Origin of the sequence: Belnapia arida, assembly GCF_016773205.1 — a bacterium.
Lineage (GTDB): Bacteria > Pseudomonadota > Alphaproteobacteria > Acetobacterales > Acetobacteraceae > Belnapia > Belnapia arida.
Genome location: NZ_JAETWB010000003.1, coordinates 47694 through 57569 on the forward strand (window position 1 = coordinate 47694; position 9876 = coordinate 57569).

Below are 9876 nucleotides of genomic sequence, written 5' to 3' on the forward strand. Positions count from 1 at the left end.
CCCTATGGGGTAGGATGGCGCGGTGAACAGCATCTTGCCCTTCTGGAAGACCAAGCCGCTCCAGGCGATGAGCCGGGCGGAGTGGGAAAGCCTCTGCGACGGCTGCGGCCGCTGCTGCCTGCACAAACTGCGCGACGAGGACACCGAGGAGGTGGTCTTCACCGAGGTCGCCTGCCGGTTGCTCGACACCGGGAGCGGCCGCTGCCGCGACTATGCGAAGCGGCGGCAGCACGTGCCGGATTGCGTGAAGCTGACGCCGGCGCGGGTGGCCGCGATCGACTGGCTGCCGCCGAGCTGCGCCTACCGGCTGGTGGCGGAGGGGCGCGACCTGTTCTGGTGGCATCCGCTGATCTCGGGTAGTCCGGAGACGGTGCATGAGGCGGGGGTGTCGGTGCGCGGGCGCGCAGTGACGGAGCGCGAGGCGGGCGCCCTCGAGGACCATGTGGTGGAATGGCCGGGACAGCTGCCGCGCAAGGCGCGGCCTCCGGCGAAGCGAGGAGAGAGCTCATGAAGGACGCCCTGTTCGGCGGCGTGAATGCCGCCGTGCTGACCGCGATGAGGCCGGACCTCTCGCCCGATCCGGCGCGGATGGCAGACCATGCCAAGTGGCTGCTCGCCAATGGCTGCAACGGGCTCGGCGTGCTCGGCACCACGGGCGAGGCGAACAGCTTCGGCCTGCATGAGCGGAAGCAGATCCTTGAGGGGCTGGTCGCCAACGGCGTGTCGGCGGCGACGATGATGCCGGGGACGGGTACGGCCTCGCTCGCCGATACCGTCGAGCTGACGCTGCATGCCAAGGCGCAGGGCTGCCGAGGCGTGCTCGTGCTGCCGCCCTTCTACTACAAGAACCCGAGCGATGACGGGCTCTTCGCGTATTTCTCCGAGGTGATCCAGCGGGTCGGCGGCGGGATCGCGCTCTACCTCTACAACTTCCCGCAGCAATCGGCGGTGCCCTTCAGCCTCGACCTGATCGGGCGGCTGCTGAAGGCCTATCCTGGCGCGGTGAAGGGCGTGAAGGACAGCAGCGGCGACTACGCGAACATGAAGGCGATGATCGACGCCTTCGCCAAGGATGGGTTCGAGGTCTATTCTGGCTCCGATGAGTATGTGCAGCGGATCCTCGCCGAGGGCGGCGCGGGCTGCATCACCGCAGCGAGCAATGCCAACAGCCATTGGGGCGGCATCGTCTACGCGAAGCGCACCGGCGCGGAGGCGGATGCGGCGCAGGCGGTGCTGACGGCGACGCGCAAGGCGGCGACGAGCGTGGCGTTGATCCCGGGGCTCCGCGAGATCATCGCGCGCAGCACGGGCGACGATGGCTGGCGCACGATCCGCCCGCCGCATCTCAAGCTGTCGCAGGCGCAGGCGGATGCGGTCTGGAAGGCCTGGGAAGTGGCGGGCGCGCTGCCGCTGCCGGGGCTGGGCGTGAAGGCCGCCGCTGAGTGAGCTTCACCGAACCCATGAGATGCCGGGAGCCCGCCACGGGCACCGTGCAGATCGATGACGAGAACATCCGCGTCACGCGCTGGGACTTCAATCCCGGCGCGGAGACGGGCTGGCATCGGCATGGCTGGCTCTACGTCGTCGTGCCGGTGACGGATGGCACGCTGCTGGTCGAGTTGCCGGGTGGCGAGACGGTGACGGCGGAGCTGAAGGCGGGCATCTCCTACACGCGGGTGGCGGGCGTGGAGCACAACGTCGTCAATGGCGGCAGCGCGCCGCTCTCCTTCGTCGAGACGGAGCTGAAGGCGCTGCCGGGTTGAAGCGCGGGCTGCTTGCTGCGCATGGTGGCCCGATGGACCAGGATGACGAGTCTTTCGGGCAGGAGGCCGCTCTGCCGGGCCCCGTGCAATGGCGACGCTCGGCCCGGGCGCGGCGGGTGAGCCTTCGCATCGACGTGCGCAGCGGCTCCGTGGTGGTGACGCTGCCGCCGCGCGCGGGCCGGCCGGCCGGCGTCGCGCTGCTGACGACGCATGCGGCCTGGGTGCGCGAGAGGCTGGCGGCGCTGGCGCCGCCTGTCATCTTCGCGCCGGGGGCGGAGGTGCCGCTCGGCGGCGCGGCGCATGTGGTGCGTGTCACCGGGGAGCGGAGTGGCGAGGCCTGGCTGGAGCCGGGCGCGATCCTGCTCGGCGGCGATGCGGATGTGGCAGGGCGCGTCGCGGCGCTGCTGCAGGAGGAAGCGCGGGAGCGCATCGCCGGGCTGGTGGCCCGGCACGCGGCGGCGCTCGGCCTTGGCGTGCGGCGCATCCGGTTGAAGGATACGCGGAGCCGCTGGGGGAGCTGCGCGCCGGATGGCACGCTCGCCTTCTCCTGGCGGCTGGTGATGGCGCCGGGCTGGGTGCTCGACTACGTCGTCGCGCATGAGGTGGCGCATCTCGGCGCGATGAACCACTCGCCGGAGTTCTGGACTTTGGTCGAGCGGCTGACGCCGCACCGCCATGCGGCGGTGGCCTGGCTCAAGGAGAACGGGCCGGGATTGCTGCGGGCGGGCTGAGTCAGCCCTTGCCCCGGCCCGTGGCGGCCTTCAGCGCCTCGAGGTCGCGCTGGTGCAGGGTGATGCGGTGCTTCACCAGGTCGCGGATGCTGACGATGCCGGCGAGCTGGCCGTCCTCCATCACCGGCAGGTGGCGGAAATAGCCGGCGTCCATGATCTCCGTCGCCTGGTCGATGGTGGTGCGCATGGTGATGGTGGTGACCTGCCGCGTCATCAGGTCGCTCGCCGTCAGTTCCAGCACACGGGCGCCGTGGCGGGCGAGGGCCTTCACCACGTCGCGTTCCGAGACGATGCCGACGAGGCCGCCATGGTCGGCGAGCACCACGACGGCGCCGATGCGGCGGGAGGCGATGATCGAGGCGATCTCGGCGATCGGCGCCTCGGGCGAGACGGAGACGACGTTGCGGCCCTTCTCGCGGATGACGGCGGCGATGGTCATGGCGTTCGTTCTCCCTGTGACATGGCTTATGGCTGCCCTTGGCCGGGAGCCTAGCATGGCGGGGTGCGGCTGCGGCATGCTGCGGTGATGGACAGTTTGCCGATCATGCCGGCGCCGGTCGGCGCCGAGGCCGTTCCCGACAGCCGGGGGATCAATCTCTGGCGGGCCGATCCCTGGGCGCGACCGCTGCTCGGCCTCTATCTGGAGGAGCGGTTGCTGGCGCATCTGCTGCCGCATCTCGACCGGATGGGGGCGCTGGCGGGCGGGCGGCTGGATGAGCTGGCGGGGGTGGCAGACCACAACCCGCCGGTGCTGAAGCCCCGCACACGGCGGGGGGAGGATGCGGCGGCGATCGACTACCATCCGGCCTATCGGGAGATGGAGCGGGTCGCCTTCGGCGAATTCGGGCTGGCGGCGATGTCGCATCGGCCGGGGGTGCTGGGCTGGCCGGAGGCGATGCCGCCGGCGGCCAAGTATGCGCTCAGCTACCTCTTCGTGCAGGCGGAATTCGGCCTGTGCTGTCCGCTCTCCATGACCGATGCGCTGGCGCGGACGCTCCGGCGGTTCGGCGATCCGGCGCTGGTGGCGCGCTACCTGCCGGGGCTGACCTCGACGGATCTGGACGCACTGCGGCAGGGCGCGATGTTCATGACCGAGCAGGGGGCCGGCTCGGATATCGCGGCGACGGCCGTCACCGCCGAGGAGCGGGAGGATGGGAGCTGGGCGCTCACCGGCGACAAGTGGTTCTGCAGCAATCCGGACGCGGGGGTGGCGCTGGTCCTGGCGCGGCGCACTGACGGGCCGGGCGGATTGCGGGGCGTGTCGCTCTTCCTGCTGCCGCGGGAGCGGCCGGACGGGTCGCGCAACGCCTATCGGATCGTGCGGCTGAAGGAGAAGCTTGGAACGCGCTCCATGGCCTCGGGCGAGATCCGGCTGGAGGGGGCGACGGCCTTCCTCGTCGGCGAGCCGGAGGCGGGGTTCCGGCAGATGGCCGATATGGTCAACGCCTCGCGCCTGTCGAACGGGATGCGGGCGGCGGGGCTGATGCGGCGGGCGGTGACGGAGGCGATGTTCGTTGCCCGGCACCGCATCGCCTTCGGGCGGCGGCTGGTCGAGATGCCGCTGATGCGGCGGCAGCTGATGAAGCTCGTCCTGCCGATGGAACAGGCGCGGAGCATGGTGTTCCAGGCGGCCGAGGCCATGCGGCGGAGCGATGCGGGGGAGGAGGGTGCCTATGCCCTGCTGCGCATCCTGACGCCGCTGCTGAAATTCCGTGCCTGCCGCGATGCCCGCCGTGTCACCGGCGATGCGATGGAGGTGCGCGGGGGCTGCGGCTACATCGAGGAATGGGCCGATCCGCGCCTGGTGCGGGATGCGCATCTCGGCAGCATCTGGGAGGGGACGAGCAACATCGTCGCCCTCGACGTGCTGCGGGCAGCGCAACGCGAAGGGTCGCTGCCGGTGCTGAGGGCGCATGTGCAGGGCTTGCTCGGCAATGGGGAGGCGCTGCCGGAGGCGATGCCGGCCTTCGAGCGGGCGGCAGCGCTCGCCGAGCGGGCGCAGCAGGAGCCGGCGCTGGCGCGGCAGGCGGCGAGCGCGCTCTATCACCTGACCAGCGCGGCGGCGATGGCCTGGGAGGCGGGACGGCTGCAGGACGCGGAGCGGCTGGAGTTGGCGCGGCTGGTGCTGCGGCACCGGGTGCTGCCGCGCGATCCGCTGGCCGCTGATGACGCGGCGATGCCGGAGGCGCTGCTGGCGAAGGTTCTGGCGGGGTGATGGACGGGCTTTCGCCCCGGGCGGCAGCGACGCGGCAGCGCATCCTCGATGCGGCGTTGGCCGAATTCGCCGAGAAGGGGCTGGCGGGCGCGCGGGTCGATGAGATCGCGCTCCGGGCGGGCGCCAACAAGCGGATGCTTTACGCCTATTTCGGCAGCAAGGAGGAGCTCTGGCTCACCGTGCTGGAGGGCGCCTATGCGGCCAAGCGTGCGGAGGAGCGGGCGCTTTGCGTCGAGGCGCTGCCGCCGGCGGAGGCGATGCGGCGGCTGGTCGAGTTCAATCTGCGCTACACGGCGGCGCATCCGGAATTCGTCGCGCTGCTCAACCAGGAGAACATTCACCGGGCGGCCTATTTGCGGAAGTCCGAGGGGGTGCCGGCGCTCTATTCGCCGCTGCTCGGGCAGATCGGCGCGGTGCTGGCGCGGGGGGCGGAGGCGGGGGTCTTCCGGCGGGATGTGGACCCGGTGCAGCTCTACATCACCATCGTCGGGCTCGGGCATTTCTTCGTGGCCAACCAGTTCACGCTGGCGACCGCGCTGGGGACGGAGTTGGGCGGCGAGGCGGCGCTGCGGGCGCGGGAGCGGCATGCGGTGGAGGTGGTGCTGGGCTATCTGCGGCCTTGACTCCGGATTTGGGTAACTGGATGGTTACCTGAACGGAGGGGAGGCGGCCATGGCGGTGAGGCGCATCGGCATCATCATGAACGGCGTGACGGGCCGGATGGGGACGAACCAGCACCTCATCCGCTCGATCGCCGCGATCCGCGCCGATGGCGGCGTCAGGCTGGCGAATGGGGACCAGGTGATGCCGGACCCGGTGCTGGTCGGGCGCAATCGGGAGAAGCTGGAGGCGCTGGCGCGGGCGCATGGCGTCGAGCGGGTCTCGACCGATCTCGATGCCTGCCTCGCCGACCCCAAGGATGAGCTGTTCTTCGACGCGGCGACGACGCAGCTGCGGGCGGGGCTGATCGAGCGGGCCATCGCGGCGGGCAAGCACGTCTATGTGGAGAAGCCGACGGCGGATCGGCTGGAAGATGCGCTGAAGGTCGCGCGGCTCGCCAGGGCGGCGGGCATCAAGCATGGGGTGGTACAGGACAAGCTGTTCCTGTCCGGGCTGCGCAAGCTGAAGATGGTGATCGACAGCGGCTTCCTCGGGCGCATCTGCGCGGTGAAGGGCGAGTTCGGCTACTGGGTCTTCGAAGGCGACCTGCAGCCGGCGCAGCGGCCGAGTTGGAACTACAAGGCGGCGGAGGGCGGGGGCATCATCCTCGATATGCTCTGCCACTGGCGCTACGTCCTCGACAACCTCTTCGGCGAGGTGGAGTCCGTCTCCTGTCTGGGTGCGACGCATATCCCGGAGCGGATCGGCGAGGATGGCAGGCCCTACAAGGCCGACGTTGATGATGCGGCCTATGCGACATTCCAGCTGCGGGGCGGCGTCATCGCGCATATCAATTCGAGCTGGGTGACGCGGGTGCGGCGCGACGACCTCGCCACCTTCCAGGTCGATGGGACGCATGGCAGCGCCGTCGCCGGGTTGCAGCGGTGCTGGACGCAGAGCCGCGTCAATACGCCGAAGCCGGTGTGGAACCCCGACATCCCGCAGGCGATCGACTTCTTCGGCGGCTGGCAGGAGGTGCCCAGCACGCAGGACTATCCGAACGGCTTCCGCGTGCAGTGGGAGATATTCCTGCGCCACCTCGCCGGCGAGAGTGCGAGCTTCCCGTGGGACCTCTTCGCCGGGGCGAAGGGGGTGCAGCTGGCGGAGGCCGGGCTGCGCAGCTGGCGAGAGCGGCGGTGGATCGATATCCCGACGCTGGAGGGCTGAGCAATGGTGAGCATCGACCTGCCGAAGGGCAATGGCATCGAGCGGTTCACGTTGAGCGAGCCGCGTGTGTTCCCGAAGGCGCATCCGCCGTTTCCGCGCATTGCCCTCGCCGCAGCGCATGTGGTGGCCGACCCACGTGCGGAGCAGGACCCCTGGCTCGACATCAAGGTGGATTGGGACCGTACCATCGACTTCCGGCGGCATCTCTGGTCGCTCGGGCTCGGCGTGGCCGAGGCCATGGATACGGCGCAGCGCGGGATGGGGCTCGACTGGGCGGGGGCGCAGGAGCTGGTGCGGCGCAGCCTGGAGGCGATGCGCGACGTGCCGGGGGCGGTGATGGCGAGCGGGGCGGGGACGGATCATCTCGCGCCGGGGCCGGATGTCTCCGTCGATGACGTGATCAAGGCCTATGAGGAGCAGTGCGAGGCCATCGAGGCGATGGGCGGGCGCATCATCCTGATGGCGTCGCGGGCGCTGGCGAAGGCGGCGCGGGGGCCGGCCGATTACGAGCGGGTCTATGCCCGCATCCTGTCGCAGGTGAAGGAGCCGGTGATCATCCACTGGCTCGGCGAGATGTTCGACCCGGCGCTCGAGGGGTATTGGGGCAATGCCGAGCACTACAAGGCGATGGAGACGGCGCTGGCCGTCATCGCCGGACATGCCGCGAAGGTGGATGGGGTGAAGATCTCGCTGCTCGACAAGGAAAAGGAGATCGCTATGCGGCGCCGCCTGCCGGCCGGCGTGCGGATGTATACGGGCGACGACTTCAACTATGCCGAGCTGATCGCGGGGGATGCCGAGGGGCATTCCGATGCGCTGCTCGGCATCTTCGACCCGATCGCGCCGGCGGTGGGGGGGGCGCTGGCGGCGTTGCAGGCGGGCGACCTGCCGGGCTTCCACGGCGTCCTGGCGCCGACGGTGCCGCTGAGCCGGCATATCTTCCGGGCGCCGACGCGCTTCTACAAGACGGGCGTGGTGTTCATGGCTTGGCTCAACGGGCACCAAGAGCATTTCACCATGCTGGGCGGGCAGCAATCGACGCGGAGCATCGGGCATCTGGCCGAGCTGTTCCGGCTGGCGGATGCGGCGGGGCTGCTGCAGGACCCGGAGATGGCGGTGGCGCGGATGCGGGCGCTGCTCGCGGTGCATGGCGTCGCGTGATGACGGGGCTGTCACTCAACACCGTCACCGTCAGGGACCGGTGGAGCCTCGCGCAATGCATCGAGGGCTGTGCGCGGCATGGCATCCCAGGCATCTCGCCCTGGCGGGACAAGCTTGGCGAGATGGGCGTGGCGGCGGCGGCGCGGCGCATCCGGGAGGCGGGGCTGTTCGTCTCGGGGCTTTGCCGCGGGGGGATGTTCCCGGCGGCGGATGCGGCGGGGCGCAGGGCTGCCATCGAGGACAACCTGCGGGCCATCGAGGAGGCGGCGGCCATCGGGGCGCGGTGCCTGGTCGTGCTGGGAGGCGGGTTGCCGGCGGGGTCGAAGGACCTGCCGGGGGCGCGGGCGATGTTCAGGGATGGGCTCGCCGAGGTGCTGCCGGCGGCACGGGCGGCGGGCGTGACCATCGCGCTGGAGCCGCTGCATCCGATGACCTGCGCGGATCGGAGCGTGCTGAGCACACTGGGGCAAGCGCTCGACCTCGCGGAGGAATTCGGCGAGGGGGTCGGGATCGCGCTCGATGTCTACCATGTCTGGTGGGACCCGGAACTGGAGCGGCAGGTGCGGCGGGCGCGGGGGCGGATCGCCGCCTTCCATGTCTGCGACTGGCTGGTACCGACCAGCGACCTCGTCTTCGATCGGGGGATGATGGGGGAAGGCGTCATCGACATCCCCCGCATCCGGGCGATGGCGGAGGCGGCGGGCTATGACGGCCCGTCCGAGGTCGAGATCCTGTCACGGCGCTGGTGGGCGGAGGAGCCGGACCGGGTGCTGGAGAGGATCGTCGACTGGGGCCGTGGCGCCTAGAGCGGTTCCATTCTTATCGGCTCACGGATCCCACTCTAGCCTGTTGTTGGCACGAGCAAGTTACTCCGATCATGTGAATCCACCTGATCGGAGTTTGCTCTAGTCGATCCAGCCCAGGGCGCGCAGGCGGTCGCCCTCGCCCTGCAGGAAGCGTTCGCCGATATCGCTCCGCCAGCGCATCTCGGGAGCAATGACATTGCGGGCGCGGGTGCGGGCGGCCCCCTGCGCCTCCCCCACCGTGGCGCCGGTGCCGGTGACGATCATGGCGTGGCCCGACCGCCGGCGGATGAGGAACTGGCCCTCCGCGTCGCGGCGGAGATCGACCGGATGGTAGTGGCCCAGTTCATTGGCGGCGGGCGGCTCGCGGTAGAAGAGCGGCACGTCGTCGGCCGGCGTCGCCGCATGGTCCACGGCTGGGAAGGGCGGCACGGTCAGCACCAGGGCGACCGACCAGCCGGGCGTCGTGGCGAAGCCCTCGGTGCCGCCCTCGGCCATGCGGCGGAACAAGTCGCCCCAGCCCTCGCGCTGCATCGCGGCCAGCACGGCGAAGCCGGGATTGCCGAAGCGGCAGGTGAATTCCAGCGGCAGCGGCCCGCGCTCGTCCACCATCAGGTTGAGGTTGACGTAGCCGACATGGCCGGCCTCGGCGAGGCGTGGAGCGATGCGGCCGAGCGTCGCCTCGAACAGCCGCTCGCCGCCCTCATAGCTGGCGAGCGTGCCCATCTCGCCCGTCATCTCGCCCATCTCGCCGGGGAAGAAGCGCTTGTGCTCGAAGTCGATGCAGGCGGGGCGGAGGAAGCGCCGGCCGTCGAAATAGGCGCCGACGCCGACCTCGACGCCCTCCAGCCGCTCCTGCAGCAGCACCCGGCCGGGGCCGGCACGGCGCAGCATGTAGGCGAGGTCGAGCCCGTCCGGGTGCTCGCCGACGAAGGTCGGCAGGCGGCTGTCGTCGAATTTCAGCACGTGGCGGCCTGAGGCCCTGGCGAGCCAGGCCAGGGCCTCAGCAGGACCGTCGAAGGCCTGGCTGCCGGCCATCGGCAGGCCGTGCTCGCGCAGCACCGCCTGGCCGAAGGCGCGGTCGTTCTCCAGCCGGTCGCCGAAGGCGCTGCCGCCGATGACCCGGTAGCCGTCGCGGCGGAGCGCATCGGCGACCTCGCCGCGATCGGCCCGCTCGAACAGGATGATGCCGTCGCGGCCGACCCAGGGGAGTTCCTGCCGCCAGTCGGGCACGGTTTCGATCAGGCCGTCGAAGGCGCGCTCCTCGGGGCGGTCCTCGGCATGCACGCACACCTCGTGGCCCTCGCGCATGAGGGCGAGGTAGATGTCGCCGAGATACACGCGTGGCCCGATCGCCAGGATCCGCATCGGCCTCT

11 protein-coding genes are annotated in these 9876 nt (G+C 70.6%); 9 read left to right on the forward strand and 2 right to left on the reverse strand.

Annotated features, from left to right (window positions below):
• Positions 1 to 22: 22 nt before the first annotated feature.
• Genes JMJ56_RS09880 through JMJ56_RS09895 form a run of 4 tightly spaced genes read left to right on the forward strand, consistent with a single transcriptional unit; the run spans position 23 to position 2494 of the window.
• Positions 23 to 511: a YcgN family cysteine cluster protein gene (locus JMJ56_RS09880; RefSeq protein ID WP_202831466.1), complete on the forward strand. Its 489-nt coding sequence runs from the start codon at positions 23 to 25 to the stop codon at positions 509 to 511.
• Positions 508 to 1446 carry a dihydrodipicolinate synthase family protein gene (locus JMJ56_RS09885; RefSeq protein ID WP_202831467.1) on the forward strand — a complete coding sequence of 313 codons (939 nt, stop codon included), beginning with the start codon at positions 508 to 510 and terminating at the stop codon, positions 1444 to 1446. The genes JMJ56_RS09880 and JMJ56_RS09885 overlap by 4 nt, the downstream gene beginning before the upstream one ends.
• 14 nt (positions 1447 to 1460) lie before the next feature.
• Positions 1461 to 1763 carry a cupin domain-containing protein gene (locus JMJ56_RS09890; protein ID WP_202831468.1) on the forward strand — a complete coding sequence of 101 codons (303 nt, stop codon included), beginning with the start codon at positions 1461 to 1463 and terminating at the stop codon, positions 1761 to 1763.
• 32 nt (positions 1764 to 1795) lie between these two features.
• Positions 1796 to 2494, forward strand: a complete 699-nt coding sequence (locus JMJ56_RS09895; protein ID WP_202831469.1) for a M48 family metallopeptidase — start codon at positions 1796 to 1798, stop codon at positions 2492 to 2494.
• A 1-nt stretch (position 2495) separates the two neighbouring features.
• Here JMJ56_RS09895 and JMJ56_RS09900 read toward each other — a convergent pair whose 3' ends face one another.
• Positions 2496 to 2933: a CBS domain-containing protein gene (locus JMJ56_RS09900; RefSeq protein ID WP_202831470.1), complete on the reverse strand. Its 438-nt coding sequence runs from the start codon at positions 2931 to 2933 to the stop codon at positions 2496 to 2498.
• Positions 2934 to 3020: 87 nt separating this feature from the next.
• Between JMJ56_RS09900 and JMJ56_RS09905 the strand changes: the two genes are divergently transcribed.
• Genes JMJ56_RS09905 through JMJ56_RS09925 form a run of 5 tightly spaced genes read left to right on the forward strand, consistent with a single transcriptional unit; the run spans position 3021 to position 8503 of the window.
• Positions 3021 to 4709 (forward strand): acyl-CoA dehydrogenase family protein, encoded by a 1689-nt coding sequence (locus tag JMJ56_RS09905; protein ID WP_236037630.1) that lies wholly within the window; start codon positions 3021 to 3023, stop codon positions 4707 to 4709.
• Positions 4709 to 5332, forward strand: coding sequence for a TetR family transcriptional regulator (locus tag JMJ56_RS09910; protein WP_202831472.1), 624 nt, complete (start codon positions 4709 to 4711; stop codon positions 5330 to 5332). The genes JMJ56_RS09905 and JMJ56_RS09910 overlap by 1 nt, the downstream gene beginning before the upstream one ends.
• Before the next feature lie 49 nt (positions 5333 to 5381).
• Positions 5382 to 6536 (forward strand): Gfo/Idh/MocA family protein, encoded by a 1155-nt coding sequence (locus tag JMJ56_RS09915; protein WP_202831473.1) that lies wholly within the window; start codon positions 5382 to 5384, stop codon positions 6534 to 6536.
• 3 nt (positions 6537 to 6539) lie between these two features.
• Entirely contained in the window at positions 6540 to 7697 is a 1158-nt protein-coding gene (locus JMJ56_RS09920) for a dihydrodipicolinate synthase family protein (RefSeq protein ID WP_202831474.1), read from the forward strand.
• A complete protein-coding gene (locus JMJ56_RS09925) occupies positions 7697 to 8503 on the forward strand; it encodes a sugar phosphate isomerase/epimerase family protein (protein WP_202831475.1) in 807 nt (268 codons plus the stop codon). The genes JMJ56_RS09920 and JMJ56_RS09925 overlap by 1 nt, the downstream gene beginning before the upstream one ends.
• A 99-nt stretch (positions 8504 to 8602) precedes the next feature.
• Here JMJ56_RS09925 and JMJ56_RS09930 read toward each other — a convergent pair whose 3' ends face one another.
• Positions 8603 to 9868, reverse strand: a complete 1266-nt coding sequence (locus JMJ56_RS09930) for a hypothetical protein (protein WP_202831476.1) — start codon at positions 9866 to 9868, stop codon at positions 8603 to 8605.
• Positions 9869 to 9876 lie beyond the last annotated feature (8 nt).